This is a genomic window from Nocardia sp. CA-107356, from assembly GCF_050946365.1.
Lineage (GTDB): Bacteria > Actinomycetota > Actinomycetes > Mycobacteriales > Mycobacteriaceae > Nocardia.
Genome location: NZ_CP191992.1, coordinates 7208943 through 7224950 on the forward strand (window position 1 = coordinate 7208943; position 16008 = coordinate 7224950).

The window sequence follows — 16008 nt, forward strand, 5'->3', positions numbered from 1 at the left end:
CTCTCCAGTCCCAGCATATGTGTCAAATGTGACTGATGAGGTTTCTTTGCTACGCCGAGGTTATCGGTCGAGCGCCCATCAAGGCGGTACCGACACGCACACAGGTCGAACCGTGTTCGATCGCCGATTCCAGATCGCCCGACATTCCGGCGGAGAGTTCGGTCGCCTCGGGATGGTCCGCGCGCACCAGCGCATGCATATGTGCCAGGCGTGCAAAAGCATCGTCCGGTGTGGCGTCGAGCGGGGGGATCGCCATCAGGCCCGCGAGCTGCAGTCCCGCCGCAGCGGCCACCCGATCCGCCAGCGCCACAAGATCTTCGGGGGCGACGCCACCGCGACCCGGGTCCTCGTCCAGGTTCACCTGGACCAGTACCCGAACCGGTTCGGTGCGCTCCCCCGCGTCCAATGCGGCCCGTGCAGCGATGTCAAGGGCCGTTGCCAGACGTTCGCTGTCGACCGAGTGCACGGTGTGCGCCCAGCGCGCGACGACGCGCGCCTTGTTGCGCTGCAGTCGGCCGATCATGTGCCAGCGCAGATCCGGCAGCGCGGCCAGGTCCGCGACCTTGGCGCTGGCCTCTTGCTCCCTGGACTCGCCGAATTCCCGGCAGCCCAACCGGTGCAGGATCGCGACGTCGCTGGCCGGGAAGAATTTCGTCACGGGCAGCAGCCGTACCGAACCCGGATCACGCCCGGCGGCATGACAAGCCGCTCCGATCCGCTTGTTCAGATCGGCGAGGTTCGCCGCGAGTTCGGCGGTCCGACCGTCCATCGCCTCGGCCGCAACAGATTCCGGCACCGTACTCATGCGTCCGCCTGAATCCAGACCACCCCGGCGTTGCGGCCGGTCGGCGCACCGCGGCGATGACTGAACAAGGTCTTGTCCTCGATCGTGCAGCGCGGATCGACGGCGACCCCGCCGATCCCGGCTTCGGTGAGCTGGCGCCGAATTCCGGCGCGCAGGTCCAGTGCCGGTGTGCCGCGCACGGTTGTGGTGGCACTGCCGGGCAGATGCGCCTCGACATCGGCGCGCATCGCGGCGGGCACCTCGTACTGCCGGCCCGACGCCGCAGGGCCGAGGAAGGCGCCGATCCGGTCGAGCCGAGCGCCGACCGAAACCATCGCATCCAATACCCGCGGCACGATGCCGATACGCGCCCCTATCCGTCCGGCGTGCACGGCCGCGATCACCCCCGCCTCGTCATCGGATAGCAGGATCGGTACGCAGTCCGCCGTGAGTACCACCAGTGCCAGACCGGGCACCGTGGTCACCAGTGCGTCGGTGGCCGGCACCGGCGCATCCTGTGGCCCATCGATGATTTCGACATTGCGCCCGTGGATCTGTTCCATCCACACGAGCCGATCCGGCGTGAGGCCGATCCCCTCGGCCAGCCGGTCCCGGTTCCGTTGTACGGTCGCCGGGTCGTCCCCCACATGATCCCCGAGATTGAACGAATCGTACGGCGGCGCCGAGAAACCGCCCGCCCTGGTAGTGGTCACTCGTCGAACGGTCAGTGTCGGCGCTGTCATACCCCCGAGCCTAATCGCGCTCGGGGGGTACTTCCTTCCTACCTACGCATGAACGAGGGCACGTCGACGTCATCGTCATCGTCGGTGTCCGGCGGCTCGATGTGTGTGCGCGAGTTGTGCGCCACCGTCGGCTCGGCCAGCGTGCGGGCCCGTTCCGTATCGCGGTAGCTGGGCACCGCACCCCGAGTGGAGCTGGGTTGACCTGCGCCGGAAGTGGTTTCGGCGCGCGTGGACGCGGCGATCTCGCTGGTCCTGCTGCTCTGGCCGATGTCGCCGGCCCGACCCGACCCGATCGCGCCGCGACCCGCCTCGAAAGTGCGCCGGGCCGGACCGCCGCCGTCGAAACCGGCGGCGATCACCGTGACGCGAACCTCATCGCCGAGCGAATCGTCGATGACGGTACCGAAGATGATATTGGCCTCGATATGCGCGGCCTCCTGCACCAGCGAGGCCGCCTCATTGATTTCGAACAGACCCAGATCCGAACCGCCCGCGATCGAGAGCAGTACGCCGTGCGCACCATCCATCGATGCTTCAAGCAGTGGTGAGTTGATCGCCGACTCGGCGGCCTTGACCGAACGGCCCTCGCCGCGCGCCGACCCGATGCCCATCAAGGCGCTGCCCGCGCCGGACATCACGCTCTTCACGTCGGCGAAGTCGACGTTGATCAGACCCGGCGTGGTGATCAGGTCGGTAATGCCCTGCACACCGTTGAGCAGCACCTCGTCCGCGGAACGGAAGGCGTCCATCAGGCTGACCGCGGCATCGCCGAGCTGCAGCAGCCGATCGTTCGGGATGACGATGAGCGTGTCGCAGGATTCGCGCAGCAGGTTGATACCCACTTCGGCCTGGTTGCCACGCCGCTTGCCCTCGAAGGAAAACGGCCTCGTGACCACACCGATGGTGAGAGCGCCGAGCTTGCGCGCGATGCTGGCGACGACGGGCGCGCCACCGGTACCGGTGCCACCGCCCTCGCCCGCGGTGACGAAGACCATGTCGGCGCCCTTGAGCACCTCTTCGATCTCGTCCTTGTGATCCTCGGCGGCCTTGCGGCCGACCTCCGGGTCGGCACCGGCGCCGAGACCGCGGGTGAGCTCACGGCCGACGTCGAGCTTGACGTCGGCATCGCTCATCAGCAGCGCCTGCGCGTCGGTGTTGACCGCGATGAACTCGACTCCCTTGAGTCCCTGCTCGATCATCCGGTTGACGGCATTCACGCCGCCGCCACCGATACCGACGACCTTGATCACAGCAAGGTAGTTGTGCGGGGGCGTCATGGGCTCTCGCCTTCCTTCGATCTAAAGTCTGTCGTTTTCGGATTCTCGACATTCGGCCTATGGGAACCCCGGTTGTTTTGCTCCGGCAGTATCGCGAAGTGCGCCACTGTCCGAGCAAACCCTAAACCTCAACCATAGGGTTAGCGTTATGTCAAGTATCCGACTGCTGCGGAACGCTATTCGCAGCCGCCGCGATAGACGCGCAGGCGCGCCGAAACGACTGACAGAATCTTGTGTGATCCCACTCGTCTCGCCGCGCAACACGTCGTATCGTGGACGGTTGCCCCCGAACCCCTGGTCTCGCTGGCCTGTTCCCACTGCGGTCACAGTTCCATCGAAATTCCCCTGGGCACAATGGGTATCGATCACTTTACCGTGACCAGATTCGGACTCGAAACATCGAACACCGTTCCATCGCGGGTCAACAGCGGCATTACCACTGCCGCCTTGCGTTCCGCGTCATTGGTTCCCCCCCAGAGTACCGTGCGACCATCGCGCAGGTTCAGCGAAATATTCGAAATCGACCGCGCGACAACCTCGTCCACCTGAATGACCAACGCCGCAGGCAGCACCGACAATACCGAAACCGCCGCGCGAGTGACCGGATCATCACCGCCGGGATGCTCGGTATCGAGCTTCGGTACCCCGATGGGCGGTTCCTCGATCGCGAACTCCACACTCTCCGCATCCATCAGATGCGCGCCCTGCGGGCCGTCCCAGAACAATACGGGTGTGCGCTCCACGACCGTCACCTTGACGGTGGACGGAAATACGCGTTGCACCCGCGCGCTGCGTACCTTCGGAATGTTCGCCACCCGCCTTGCCATGGCATTGGTATCGATGCGCAACATCGAGCGCCCGGAAGGGATCTCGAGTTTGTCGCGCACCTGATCTTCGGAGACCGCGACCAAACCGTCGATCTCGACGGTGCTCACCGACAGCACCGGGGTGAACCAGGCCAGCACCGCGAGAACGGTAAGAACGCAGATGCCGAGCAAACTCCACAGCCGCAACCGTCCCCGGTGTTCTCGGCCGAACCAGTCACCCGCGGTTCGCATCGCGGGTCACCGACCGTATTGCGGACGCGCTCGAAGGCCGTCGAGGATCTGGCTGCCCAGCATCGTCACATCGCCAGCGCCCATGGTGATCACGACATCACCCGGCAGCGCGAGTCCGGCGACCTGACGGCCGACCCGCGACATATCCGGCTGGTAGTGCACAGGTTTGGTGACGGCCTGGGCGACCAATGCGCCGTTCACACCCGGCAGCGGCTTCTCCCGCGCGCCATAGACATCGAGCACGACGACCTCGTCTGCGAGACTCAGCGCCGCCCCGAAATCCTGGGCGAAGGTGGCGGTACGGCTGTAGAGGTGCGGCTGGAACACCACGATGACCCGGCCCTGCCGGGAGCGGGCGCCGTCGCGGGCCTCCTGCTGCACCAACTCGGCCGCGGCGCCGAGTACGGCCCGGACCTCGGTCGGGTGGTGAGCGTAATCGTCGAAGACCCGCACGCCGTTTTCCCGGCCCGAGAACTGGAACCGGCGGTGCACACCACCGAAACCCTCCAGCCCCTGGACGATTTCGTCGACTTCGGCGCCCGCTGCCCGCGCGGCGAGCAGCGCAGCCAGCGCGTTCAGCGCCATATGCCGACCGGGTACCGACAGTCGCAGGGTGCGCGGGGCGGCCTCGTCGGCGAGCTGGAATTGGGCAAGTCCGCCGACATCGCGCGGCTCCCAGCTGTGCAGTCGCACCCCGACCGGCACCGGCGCGTCGGGCAGCTCACCCGATCCGTAGCCGAGCACCCGGACGTTCTTCTGCGCCAAGCGCGGACCGATCCGCTCGGCCAGCGCACGCGAACCGGGATCGTCCAGACACACCACGAGCAGGCCGCCCGCGGCGATGCGGTCGGCGAAATCGTCGAAGACCTGGACGTAGGCCTCGTCCGATCCGAAGAAGTCCAGGTGATCGGATTCGATATTGGTGACCACGGCGACATCCGGGTCGTATTGCAGCAGTGAGCCATCGCTCTCGTCGGCCTCGGCGACGAAGATCTCACCGGTGCCGTGGTGGGCATTGGTGCCCGCCTCGTTGAGTTCACCGCCGACAGCGAAGGACGGATCGAATCCGCAATGCTGCAACGACACGATCAACATCGAGGTGGTGGAGGTCTTGCCGTGCGTGCCGGAGACCAGCAGGGTGCGATGGCCCTGCATCAGCGATGCGAGCACGGTGGGACGCAGCAGCACCGGGATGTCGCGCCGATTCGCCTCGACCAGTTCGGGATTGGTTTTCGGGATCGCGGCATAGGTGGTGACCACCGCGGTCGGGCCGCCGGGCAGCAGATCGAGGGCGCTGGCATCGTGACCGATGCGCACCTGGGCGCCGCGGGCCCGCAGCGCGAGCACGCCACGACTCTCCTTGGCGTCCGAACCGGAGACCGAGCCACCGCGCGAGAGCAGGATGCGGGCGATTCCGGACATTCCGGCGCCGCCGATCCCGACCATGTGCACGCGCGCCAATTCGGGCGGCAAGGCCGAGCGCGCCTCGTCGGCGGCCCCGGATTCGACCGCTCCGGATTCGGTGGCATCGGCTCCCGTAGTCACCGGCCGCTCACCTCCACGACAATGCGCGCCAGCTCGTCGGCGGCATCGCGATGCCCGGCGCCTGCGGCGGACAGGCTCATCTCGATCAGCCGTGCACGGTCGGTCAGCAGCGGTATCACCTCGTCGATTACGTATTTCGGGGTCAGCTCGGCATCGGGGACGATTCTGCCACCGCCCTGGCGGACGATCGGCCTGGCATTGAGTTCCTGCTCACCGTTGCCGTGCGGCAGCGGCACATAGAACGCGGGCAGGCCGACCGCCGACACCTCGGCGACGGTCATCGCACCGGAGCGGCAGACAACAGCGTCCGCGGCGGCATAGGCCAAGTCCATTCGCGAAAGATACGGCACCGCGATGTACAGCGATTGTGCGTCACCCGAATTCTGGACCTCGAGGGTGTTCTTGGGTCCGTGTGCGTGCAGCACCGAGACGCCCGCCGCGGCCAGCTGCGGCGCGGCGCCGGAGATGGCGTTGTTCAACGACACCGCGCCCTGGGATCCGCCGAAGACCAATAGCACCGGCCCCTCGGCGGGCAGGCCGAAGTGCGCGCGGGCCTCGGCCTGCAGCGCCGCCCGATCCAGCGAGGTGATGGAGCCGCGCACCGGAATGCCGATGACCTCGGCACGGGCGAGACCGGAATCGGGTACGGCGGCGAGCACCCTGGTGGCGCGCCTGGCACCGACCTTATTCGCGATACCCGCCTTGGCATTCGCCTCGTGCACCACCACTGGCACCGCGCGCCTGCGCCCCGTCAAACCTCGGCCGGCCGCCAGATAGGCGGGCAGCGCGACGTAGCCGCCGAAGCCGACGATCACATCGGCCTCGACCGCATCGATGATCGCCCGGGTGCTGGCCACCGAGGCACGCACCCGGCCCGGCAAGCGCAGCAGATCCGCCGTCGGCTTACGCGGCAACGGAACCGGCGGGATCAACTCGAGCGGATAGCCGCGCTCGGGCACCAGTTTGGTCTCGAGTCCGCGTTCGGTGCCGAGTGCGGTGACCCGAATCGAATCGTCGAGCCGCCGCAACGCGTCGGCGACAGCCAGTGCGGGCTCGATATGCCCCGCGGTGCCACCGCCGGCGACGATCACCGACAGTGGTCTATGAGGCGACCGGTCGCCACTCACTTGGATCTTCCCCGATCTCTCGCATGGTTTATCGGATAGCTGGGCTCCCATGCCCTGGTCGCCCGCAAGGAACTCGTCCCCCGGCTCTCCGGCACGCGGCGGCGCCCCGGTTCGGATTGCGGTCGTCGGCCCGGCGGCAGTGCCGCTCTTGCCCGCTCGGCCTTGGCCCGTTCGGCCCGCGCCCGCTGTTCGGCGGCCTTGGCCGCGGCCGTGCGCGCCCGCGCCGCTTCCGCCTTGGCCGGTGAGTACACCTCCGGCTTGGGCAGCCGCAGCAGTCGGCTGAATCGGCCGTCCTGTCCGGCCTGCAGCGCCGAAATCGCCTCGGGCTCATGCCTGGCCGCATTGGCGATGATGCCGAACATGAACAGCGTGATCGCCAGCGACGAGCCGCCGGCCGAGACCAGCGGCAGCTGCAGACCGGTCACCGGCAGCAAGTTGACCACATAGCCGATATTGATCAGCGCCTGACCGGTGATCCAGGTCGTCGCGGTCGCGGTGAGCAGCCGCAGGAACGGATCGACCGAGCGGATCGCGATGCGCAGGCCGGTATAGACGAACAGCGCGAACAGCCCCAAAACCAGTGCACAGCCGAGGAAGCCGAGTTCCTCGCCGATGATGGCGAAGATGAAGTCGTTGTGCGCGTTCGGCAGGTATTGCCATTTGGCCCGGCTCTGTCCGAGACCACGGCCCCAGATGCCGCCGTCGGCCAAGGAGTACAACGCTTGGCGCGCTTGGTAATTGATGCCCTGCGGATCGTCGCCCGGATTGAAGAATCCGCGCATGCGGTCCGAGCGATAACCCGCGGACAGCGCGAGGATGCCCGCGGCGATAGTGCCCGAGATCGCGATGGTGACGAACAGTCGCACCGGCAGCCCGCCGAACCACAGCAGCGCGGCAAGCACGATGCCGAGAGCGATCGTGGTCGACAGGTTCGGCTCGAGTACGACCAGCAGGCACACCAGCAGACCGGCTGGCACCAGCGGCACCAGGATCTCCTTGAGGCTGGCCTGTTCGGAGCGGCGCGATGCGAGCAGATGCGCACCCCACACCACCAGGGTCACCTTCACGATCTCCGAAGGCTGCACCGAAATCGGGCCCAGGAAGAACCAGCGTCGCGCGCCCTGCACCTCTGAGCCGATGCCCGGGATGAGGACCAGCACCAGCGCCAGCACCGAGATCGCGAAGAGCGGAAACGACCACTGCCGCAGCCGCCGCAGCGAAATCCGCAGTGCCAGATAGAACAGCACCGCACCGATCGCGGCGAACATGGCCTGCTGGATGAACAGCGAATAGGCCGATCCACCATCGACATACGCCTCGACGCTCGACGCCGAAAGCACCATGACGAGACCGAGCACGGTGAGCAACGTCGCGATCGTGACGACGAGATGGAATGACGCGAGCGGGCGCGCCAGCCAGGCACCGAATTTGGTGGCCGCCAGCCGATTCCGCCGCGGTGGGTGATCGGCGGCGCTCCCGGATCCCTCCGCGGTCGCGCTCCGCTGCCTCCGCCGCGGGGTCTCGGTCATAGTTGCCGCCCGATGTCACCGTCTTCCAGCGCGGCGACCGCGGCGGCGAAGCTGCGTCCGCGGTGGGTGTAGTCGGCGAACATATCCAAGGAGGCTGCGGCCGGGGCCAGCAGCACGGTGTCACCGCGACGGGCGAGCCCGGCCGCGGCGCGAACGGCACGCGCCATGACGGCGTCGGCGCTCGCGGCCTCATCGATCCCAGCGTCAGCCATCCCTGCATGGTCTCCTGCGCGGACCTCGATGACCGGGACCTCGGGCGCGTGTCGCGCCAATGCGGCCGCGATCACCGGCGCGTCGGCGCCGATCAGCACAGCGGCGCCGAGCCGATCGGCGATCTCCTCGACCAGATCCTCGACCGACGCACCCTTCAATTGTCCACCGGCGAGCCAGATCACCTGCGGGTGGCCCAGGATCGATGAGCGCGCGGCATGCGGGTTGGTGGCCTTGGAGTCATCGATGAATTCGACCCCGGCCAGCTCACGTACGAACGCAGCCCGATGCGGACCGACCTTGTGCTCGATGAGGCCTTCCCGCACGAACTGCGGCGCAACATCGATGGCCCTGGTCAGCGCGGCGGCCGCGAGCGCGTCGGCGACACCGGCGGGACCCTTGGGGCTGATATCGCCGACCTCGGCGAGGATCGCGGCCTTGGTGAAGGCGCGGTCGAGCAGTTTGCCGTCGACCACACCGAGTTCACCGTCGGCGGGTACCCCGATTCGGAAGCCGACCGTCCGGCGCGCCTTACTGCGCCGGGCCAGCGAGGCGGCCACCGGATCGTCGAGCCCGACGACGCCGACGCGGCCGTACAGTGCCCTGGACTTGGCGGCGGCATAGGCATCGAGGCCGCCGTGCCAATCCAGGTGGTCCTCGGCCACATTCAGCACCACACCGGCCTCGGGCCGCACCGAAGGCGCCCAATGCAATTGGAACGAGGATAGTTCGACCGCGAGTACCTGCGGACCGGGATTGCGCCGCAGCGCATCCAGAATCGGGAGCCCGATATTGCCGCAGGCGACGCTGGCGATACCCGCCGCGCGCAGGATCGAATGCACCATCGAGGTGGTGGTGGTCTTGCCGTTGGTTCCGGTCACCACCAGCCATTTGCGGACCGGACCGTAGATTCTGGCCTGATCGACCCACCAGGCGAATTCGACATCGCCCCAGACCGGGGTGCCCTCGGTCACTGCCGCGGCGAGCACCGGTGAGTCCGGTCGCCAGCCCGGACTGGTGATGACCAGGGCGAACCGGCTCCAGTCCGCGGACTGGAGTTCGGTGCAGGTCGCGATGTCGAGGCCGAGCCCGGCCGCCTCGGCCAGTGCGGCCGCGCCGCCGTCGGTGACCACCGGGCGCGCGCCGATATCGCGCAGCGGTTCGATCAGCGAGCGACCCGAGACACCCCATCCGGCCACCAGAACGTCACGGCCACGCAGGAATTCGAGCATAGGCCCCGGTGTTCGCAGGGCCCTCGGAGAATGTTCGACCATCGCTACTTCACCCGACCGCTGAGAGATATTCGCTATAGAACAGGCCGAGTCCGACCGCCGACGCCATCGCCGCCAATAGCCAGAACCGGATGATCACCGTAGTCTCGGCCCATTTGCTGAGTTCGAAGTGATGATGGAACGGCGCCATCTTGAATAGCCGGTTGCGGGTAGTGCGGTACACCGCGACCTGCAGCACCACCGAGGCGGTCTCGGCGACGAACAGCGCGCCGATCACGACCATCAGCAACTCGGTTCGCGTGGTGATCGAGAGTCCGGCGAGCATGCCGCCCAAGGCCAGCGAGCCGGTATCGCCCATGAAGATCTTGGCCGGTGCGGCATTCCACCACAGGAAGCCGACGCATGCGGCGGCGGCCGAGGCACACACCAGCGCCAGATCCAGCGGATCGCGCACGTTGTAGCAGCCCGCCTCCGGAATCGTCGCGCAGGCGTTGCGGTATTGCCAGAACGTGATGATCACGTAGGCGCCGAGCACCAGGCTCATCGAACCCGCCGCCAGACCGTCGAGGCCGTCGGTCAGGTTCACCGCATTCGACCACGCGACGACCAGCAGGCAGACCCAGCACAGGAAGATGATCACACCCATCGACACCGTGCTGATGTCGCGGACATAGGACAGATGCTTACTCGCCGGGGTCAGCCCGTTGCCACCGTGGAACTGCAGCGCGAGCACGCCGAAGAGGACCGCGGCGCTGATCTGACCGATGTACTTGCCCGCGGCGGACAAACCCAGATTGCGCTGCTTGCGCAGCTTGATGAAGTCATCGAGAAAGCCGACCACGCCGAGTGCGGTGGTCAGCCCGAGCACCAGGATGCCCGAGGCCGACGGTCCGTCCGCGTCGTAGCCGATGCCGATGAGGTGTGAGCCGAGGTAGCCCGCCCACATGCCGACCAGGATGGCGACACCACCCATGGTCGGGGTGCCGCGCTTGGCCTGATGACTGGCCGGGCCGTCGACCCGGATCTCCTGGCCGAAGCCCTGCTTGGCGAAGATCCGTATCAACAGTGGCGTCAGCAGGATGGAGACCGCCAGCGCGATCCCGGCCGCGAACAGAATCTGTCTCACGACTCCGCCTCGCTGGACTTCGCCGCACTAGCGCTCGGCTTCATCGTTCGACCGACGGCCGCTGTGTCGATGGCTCGCTCGCTTCGCTCACTCACTGCCACTGCCTCCGTGCTACCCCTGCTAGTTCCCGCACGCTCCGTACCGGTCAAATGTTCGGCGACCTCCCACAGACCGACCGATTTGGACGCTTTGACCAGCACCACATCGCCCGCCTCGACCGCATCGTCGAGCAGCGCGATGGCCGCGCCGATATCGGGCACGAGGATCGACTCCTCGCCCCACGAGCCTTCCATTACCGCACCTTGATGCATCGCGTGGGATGGCCTTCCGGTGCCGACCACGATCAGCCGGGAGACATCCAGGCGCACCGCGAGGCGGCCGATCCGGTCGTGTTCGATGACGGATTCCTCGCCCAGTTCACCCATTTCGCCGAGCACGGCCCAGCTGCGGCGCGGGGTGGCGCCCGCGCGGGACATGGTCACCAGGGCCTTGAGGGCGGCGCGCACCGAATCCGGATTCGCGTTATAGGAGTCGTTGACGACGGTGATGCCATCGACTGTGGTGCGCACATCCATGCGGCGCGCCGATGCGGCGTGCGCACCGGATAGTGCCTGCGCGATGGTGTCGAGGTCGGCGCCGCATTCGAGCGCGACCGCGACCGCGGCCAGCGCATTGCCGACCTGATGTTCGCCGTGTACGGCCAGCTGCACCGGAATACTGCCCTTGTCGGTGTGCAGGGTGAAACCCGCGCGTGCCTCTGCGTCGAGTTGGACATCGGTAGCACGGATTTCGGCGTTCGTCGCCTGGCCGACCGTCACCACGCGCGCATTCGTGCGCGCGGCCATCGCGGCTACCTGCGGATCGTCGGCGTTGAGGACGGCGAGTCCGGTCGAAGGCAGCGCCTCGACGAGTTCGCCCTTGGTCTGCGCGATCGCGTCGCGGCTGCCGAATTCACCGAGATGAGCGGTGCCGACATTGAGCACCACGCCGATCTTCGGCGGTGCGACCCGTGCGAGCGCGGCGATATGCCCAGGGCCGCGTGCGGACAGTTCCAGCACCAGGAAACGGGTGTCGGCATCGGCCCGCAGCGCGGTCCACGGATGTCCGAGTTCGTTATTGAACGATCCGGGCGGCGCGACGACCGGACCCAGCGGCGCGAGCACGGCCGCGAGCAGATCCTTGGTCGAGGTCTTGCCCGAGGAGCCGGTCACCCCGACAACGGTGAGTCCGCCAGCTGTGTTCGATCGACCGCGCTCATGGGACCCCGCATGGATGCGCGCATCCCCACCGGCACCTGGCGTCGACGACCCCCCACGGCCGGCCGCCTCCGGGCCCGTCGCTCCCGCGGCGGCGGAAAGACGTTCGACGCTCACCCGGGCGAGCGTAGCCAGGGCGGCCAGCACCGCGGCCCCCGACCCATCCGAATCACCGGCCAGCGCAACGGATTTCGCGGGCACGGTGCCCGGACTCGGGGTCACCACGATCGCGGGCACGCCCACCGGGCGGGCCGCGAGCACCGCGACCGCACCGGCGTCGATGGCGGCCTTCGCATAGTCGTGGCCGTCCGAATGCTCGCCGGGCAGGGCCAGGAACAGATCACCGGAACCGATTCGGCGCGAATCGAATTCGACCGAACCCGTTACCGTTACCTCCGGGTCGGGGGCGTCGTGCAGCGTGCCGCCGACGACCTCCGCGATCTCCCGCAGTGTCATCTCGATCATGAAACCGTCAAGTCCTCCGCGTCCGACCCCTGCGGACTGTGCTCAGTGTTGCCGCCCTGCCTCGGCTGGTCGCTGCGCAGGCCCCGCTCCCGTCGTTCCAACGCCGCCGCGAGCACCTCGCGGTCGTCGAACGGATGCTTCACACCCTGGATCTCCTGCCCTGCCTCATGGCCCTTTCCCGCCACCAACACCACGTCACCGGGACGAGCCCAGTCGACCGCGGCGGCGATGGCCGCGGCCCGGTCCCCGATTTCGCGCACCACACCGCGTGCTGCCTCCGGAACCTCGAGCGCGCCCGCACGCAGTGCAGCGCGGATCGCCGCCGGATCCTCGGTGCGCGGATTGTCGTCGGTAATGATCAGCAGATCGGCACCACGCGCACCGGCCGCACCCATCAGCGGTCGCTTGCCTGCATCCCGGTCACCACCCGCGCCGACGACCACGGCCAAACGACCGGCGGTATCGGCCGCGAGATGTTCGCGCAATGTGGCGATCACCGACTCCACCGCGGCAGGTTTGTGCGCGTAGTCGACGATCGCCAGGAAATCCTGGCCTCGCTCGACCCGCTGCATCCGGCCCGGCACGTCGACGGTGGCCAGAGCGGGCGCCGCGACGGTTGGATCGGCTCCGGCGGCCGCGCACACCGCGACCGCGAGCAGTCCGTTGGCGACGTTGTAGCGGCCCGGAAGTCGCAGGCGCACATCGACATTCGTCTCCGGTCCGGCAGCGCTGAACTCCTGTTCGCCGCCGTGTGCGGATACCTCACCGGTGAGCCGCCATGCGCCGGAACCGACGGTCGATACCGTGATCGGATCCACGAGGTCGGCGGCGAGACGCTGCCCCCACTCGTCGTCGACGCAGATGACCGCGGTCCGCGCGGCGATCGGCGATGCCGCTTCGAAAAGCCTGCGCTTGGCGGCGAAGTAGTCCTCGAAGTCGGTGTGGAAGTCCAGGTGGTCCTGCGAAAGATTGGTGAAGGCGCCAACCGTGAAGCGCACGCCGTCCACTCGGCCCAGCGCGAGCGCGTGGCTGGAGACCTCCATCACCACCGCGTCCACACCCTGCTCGACCATCAGCGCGAATATCGCGTGCAGCTGCGGCGCCTCGGGCGTGGTCAACGCGCTCGGCACCCGGCGACCGCCGATCCTGGTCTCGATGGTGCCGATCAGCGCCGTGGACAGGCCAGCGGCCGCCAGTCCGGCCTCCACCAGATATGCGGTGGTGGTCTTGCCGGAGGTGCCGGTAATGCCGACGATGCGCAGCCGCTCCGACGGGTTGCCGTAGAGCGCACCCGACAGCTCACCGAGCACCGACCTGGGCCGCTCGTGCACCAGTACCGGCACATCGAGTTCACCGGCAAGTTCGGCGCCCGCCGGATCGGTGAACACCGCCATCGCGCCCCGGTCGACGGCGTCGCGCGCGAACCGGGCTCCGTGCGACTGCGCGCCGGGCAGCGCGGCGAACAGGTCGCCCGGCAGCACTGCATTCGAGCGCTGCTCGATGCCGGTGACCTGGATCTGGGTGAGATCCGCACGCGACGAGCTGGCGCCGGTCAGCGCCAGCACAGTGGACAACGACGTCGACCGCGGGTGGGTCGGCCGGAGCGCGTGCTGGCTGGACTGCGCGGGCACAAGGCTCCTCTCGGGTATCGGCACGGATGGGGTCGAGTGGATCAATGGGAAAGGCAGGGGACGTCGAGTCAGGTTACCGACGTCGGCTCACGGCCGGACAACGCGGCTCCAATCTTATGGAGCCTGCAGAACGAATCGCCGGGACGGCTCGGGCGAGGGCGGGATCCGGTCACGCTGCAACGCCCAGGAGGCGATGTTGTGGAACAGGGGCGCCACCGACCCGCCGCCGCTCCCGTCGGAGCTGCGAATCGGTGCGTCGAGCATCAGGCCGATGACATAGCGCGGATTATCCGCAGGTGCCATACCGGCGAAGGTGATGTAGAACGACGACGTCGAGTAGCAGCGGCAGCTCGGGTCGACCTTCTGCGCGGTGCCGGTCTTACCCGCCACCTGATAGCCATCGATCGCCGCCGGCGCACCGGTGCCCATCTGCACGCCCATCGGATCGCGCTGCACGACCGCCTGGAACATGGTGCGCAGCGTCGCCGCGGTTTGCTCGCTCACCACCCGCACCGCCTCGGGCTGCGGCTCCTCGGTGCGGGTGCCGTCGGGCGCGGTCTTCGCCTTGACGATGCGCGGCGGAATCCGCAGGCCGCCATTGGCGATAGCCTGGTACATTCCGGTCATCTGCAGGGTGGTCATCGAAAGGCCCTGTCCGATGGGCAGATTCGCGAAGGTACCGCCGGACCACTGGTCGCGCGCAGGTACCTGCCCCGGGCTCTCCCCCGGCAGCCCGACACCGCTGCGCTGACCGAGACCGAACCGGTTGACCATATCGGCGAACCGATCCTCACCGACCCGCTGCGCCAGCATCAGTGTGCCGACATTCGAGGACTTACCGAATATTCCGGTGGTGGTATACGACGCGGTGCCGTGCTCCCAGGCATCGTGCACGGTGACACCCGCCATCTGGATCTCACCCGGAACCTGCAGCACCTCATCGGGATTGGTCAATCCGTATTCGATGGCCGCGGCCGCGGTCACGATCTTGTTGACCGAGCCGGGTTCGAACGGATCCTGCACCGCGGGGTTCTGCATCTCGGCATTGCCCCAATGCTGCGGTCCCAATGCGGGATTGAAGGTGTTGTCATTCGACATCGCCAGCACCTGGCCGGTTTTCGCGTCCAGCACGACGGCCGAGGCCGCGTTGGCCCCGGACATCTCCTTGGCCTGCTGCACCTGCTGCTGCACGTAGTACTGCAGATCCGAATCGAGGGTCAACTCGACACCGTAGCCGTTCACCGCGGACTGTTTATCGCGCCAGCTGCCGGGAATGACCGCGCCGTCGGATCCGCGGTCGTAGGTGTGCGAGCCGTCGGTGCCCGCCAGTAGCGAGTCCAGCGACGACTCCAGCCCGATCTGACCGTGGCCGTCCCAGCCGGTGGTGCCGAGCACGTTGGCCGCCAGTGAGCCGCCCGGATATTCGCGCACATCCTGGCGTTCGGTACCGACCTCCGGAAACTGCACTTGAATATCGGAAGCGACGCGTGGATCGACATTCCGGGCGAGATATACGAAGGTGTCGTCGCTTTTCATTTTGTCCAGCACAGCGGATTCGGCGGGCGCGTCCTTGCCGAGTTTGTCGTGGATGGTCTTCGCGATGGCCTTCAGCCGCTCGTCCGGATCCGGCGCCTTGGCCGATTTGGCCTTCGCGTCGGCGAGTTGCTTGCGCACGGCCACCGGCTGGAAGGTGAGCGCCTGGGCGCTGATGGTGAAGGCCAGCAGCGTCTTGCCGGTGCGGTCGGTGATCGGGCCGCGGGTCGCCGGGTCGATCTTGCGGGTGGTGCGCTGGTCCGCAGCCTGCGCGGACAGGCTCGGCGCGGAAATGCTCTGCACCCAGAGCAATTGGAGCGCGACGACCGCCAGCGCGATCAGCATGATCACCCGGCCGACACCCAAGCGCAAGCGCAGCGGCCGGTCGAGGGCGGCCGTCCGCGGTCTGGCAGCACCGGTCGCCCTCGACGATCCGGTCTCGGACGCCGCGGGCCCGCGGCGCTGGCGCGACGCGGGCCGGGTCTGGCGCAT

The 16008-nt window shown here is 67.6% G+C and carries 11 protein-coding genes and 1 pseudogene; all 12 read right to left on the reverse strand.

What is annotated here, in order from left to right:
- Positions 1–49 precede the first annotated feature (49 nt).
- On the reverse strand, positions 50–805 hold the full coding sequence (locus ACQP1G_RS32400) for a YggS family pyridoxal phosphate-dependent enzyme (protein WP_433193441.1): 756 nt from the start codon (positions 803–805) through the stop codon (positions 50–52).
- Complete coding sequence (pgeF, locus tag ACQP1G_RS32405; protein ID WP_433193442.1) at positions 802–1527, reverse strand: peptidoglycan editing factor PgeF; 726 nt, start codon at positions 1525–1527, stop codon at positions 802–804. Before pgeF ends, ACQP1G_RS32400 begins: the two co-directional genes overlap by 4 nt.
- A gap of 38 nt (positions 1528–1565) precedes the next feature.
- Positions 1566–2804 (reverse strand): cell division protein FtsZ, encoded by a 1239-nt coding sequence (ftsZ, locus tag ACQP1G_RS32410; RefSeq protein ID WP_433193443.1) that lies wholly within the window; start codon positions 2802–2804, stop codon positions 1566–1568.
- Positions 2805–3169: 365 nt separating this feature from the next.
- Positions 3170–3862, reverse strand: coding sequence for a cell division protein FtsQ/DivIB (locus ACQP1G_RS32415; RefSeq protein ID WP_433193445.1), 693 nt, complete (start codon positions 3860–3862; stop codon positions 3170–3172).
- A 6-nt stretch (positions 3863–3868) separates the two neighbouring features.
- Positions 3869–5308, reverse strand: a complete 1440-nt coding sequence (murC, locus tag ACQP1G_RS32420; protein ID WP_433209015.1) for a UDP-N-acetylmuramate--L-alanine ligase — start codon at positions 5306–5308, stop codon at positions 3869–3871.
- A gap of 95 nt (positions 5309–5403) precedes the next feature.
- Positions 5404–6534, reverse strand: coding sequence for an undecaprenyldiphospho-muramoylpentapeptide beta-N-acetylglucosaminyltransferase (gene murG / locus ACQP1G_RS32425; RefSeq protein ID WP_433193446.1), 1131 nt, complete (start codon positions 6532–6534; stop codon positions 5404–5406).
- Positions 6531–8063: a putative lipid II flippase FtsW gene (gene ftsW / locus ACQP1G_RS32430; RefSeq protein ID WP_433193447.1), complete on the reverse strand. Its 1533-nt coding sequence runs from the start codon at positions 8061–8063 to the stop codon at positions 6531–6533. Before ftsW ends, murG begins: the two co-directional genes overlap by 4 nt.
- Entirely contained in the window at positions 8060–9505 is a 1446-nt protein-coding gene (murD, locus tag ACQP1G_RS32435; protein ID WP_433193448.1) for a UDP-N-acetylmuramoyl-L-alanine--D-glutamate ligase, read from the reverse strand. Before murD ends, ftsW begins: the two co-directional genes overlap by 4 nt.
- A gap of 49 nt (positions 9506–9554) precedes the next feature.
- Positions 9555–10631, reverse strand: coding sequence for a phospho-N-acetylmuramoyl-pentapeptide-transferase (gene mraY / locus ACQP1G_RS32440; RefSeq protein WP_433193449.1), 1077 nt, complete (start codon positions 10629–10631; stop codon positions 9555–9557).
- A gap of 146 nt (positions 10632–10777) precedes the next feature.
- Positions 10778–12352: pseudogene (locus ACQP1G_RS32445) on the reverse strand (UDP-N-acetylmuramoyl-tripeptide--D-alanyl-D-alanine ligase); the annotation flags it as partial.
- On the reverse strand, positions 12349–13983 hold the full coding sequence (locus tag ACQP1G_RS32450; RefSeq protein ID WP_433193451.1) for a UDP-N-acetylmuramoyl-L-alanyl-D-glutamate--2,6-diaminopimelate ligase: 1635 nt from the start codon (positions 13981–13983) through the stop codon (positions 12349–12351). The gene ACQP1G_RS32450 and the pseudogene ACQP1G_RS32445, both read right to left, overlap by 4 nt.
- 114 nt (positions 13984–14097) lie before the next feature.
- Positions 14098–16008 (reverse strand): peptidoglycan D,D-transpeptidase FtsI family protein, encoded by a 1911-nt coding sequence (locus ACQP1G_RS32455; RefSeq protein WP_433209018.1) that lies wholly within the window; start codon positions 16006–16008, stop codon positions 14098–14100.

What these genes read in the sequence shown, in the direction of transcription:
- ACQP1G_RS32400 (WP_433193441.1), bottom strand. Translation starts at nt 805, where the DNA reads ATGAGTACGGTGCCGGAATCTGTTGCGGCCGAGGCGATGGACGGTCGG.
- pgeF (WP_433193442.1), bottom strand. Translation starts at nt 1,527, where the DNA reads ATGACAGCGCCGACACTGACCGTTCGACGAGTGACCACTACCAGGGCG.
- ftsZ (WP_433193443.1), bottom strand. Translation starts at nt 2,804, where the DNA reads ATGACGCCCCCGCACAACTACCTTGCTGTGATCAAGGTCGTCGGTATC.
- ACQP1G_RS32415 (WP_433193445.1), bottom strand. Translation starts at nt 3,862, where the DNA reads ATGCGAACCGCGGGTGACTGGTTCGGCCGAGAACACCGGGGACGGTTG.
- murC (WP_433209015.1), bottom strand. Translation starts at nt 5,308, where the DNA reads ATGGTCGGGATCGGCGGCGCCGGAATGTCCGGAATCGCCCGCATCCTG.
- ftsW (WP_433193447.1), bottom strand. Translation starts at nt 8,063, where the DNA reads ATGACCGAGACCCCGCGGCGGAGGCAGCGGAGCGCGACCGCGGAGGGA.
- murD (WP_433193448.1), bottom strand. Translation starts at nt 9,505, where the DNA reads ATGCTCGAATTCCTGCGTGGCCGTGACGTTCTGGTGGCCGGATGGGGT.
- ACQP1G_RS32455 (WP_433209018.1), bottom strand. Translation starts at nt 16,008, where the DNA reads ATGCGCCAGACCCGGCCCGCGTCGCGCCAGCGCCGCGGGCCCGCGGCG.